The sequence below is a fragment of the Butyricicoccus faecihominis genome, assembly GCF_014648015.1.
Taxonomy (GTDB): Bacteria; Bacillota; Clostridia; order Oscillospirales; family Butyricicoccaceae; genus Agathobaculum; species Agathobaculum butyriciproducens.
Genome location: NZ_BMQH01000015.1, coordinates 53,561 through 53,920 on the forward strand (window position 1 = coordinate 53,561; position 360 = coordinate 53,920).

General features: G+C 45.8%; 1 protein-coding gene. It reads left to right on the plus strand.

Features of this window, described 5'->3' with window-relative positions:
- Positions 1–121: 121 nt before the first annotated feature.
- On the plus strand, positions 122–360 hold a 239-nt coding region (locus IEY11_RS13190; RefSeq protein ID WP_188886775.1), incomplete at its 3' end, for a recombinase family protein.

The following is a 360-nucleotide window of genomic DNA, read 5'->3' on the forward strand; positions in this document are numbered from 1 at the left end:
CCTGATTTCCCAGAAATACGGTAAAATAAATACAAAAGAATATCTTGCTAAAAAGAAAGATATAGGCTATAATGAAGATGAGGTTCAAAAGAGCCAGATACCGTCTGGATTGTGTGGGTAAATGGCTATGATGAACGAAATGGAATACAGAACAATCGGTTCGGCACTTGCCGGGGGCTATCGTGCGGCGGTCTATTGCAGGCTGTCAAAGGACGATGACCTGCAAGGCGAAAGTGCCAGTATCGCCAACCAGCGGGATATGCTGGAAAAATACTGCGAAAAGCAGGGATGGGAGGTTGTGGCAGTCTATCAGGACGATGGCTTCACAGGTCTTAATATGGAGCGTCCTGATTTACAGAG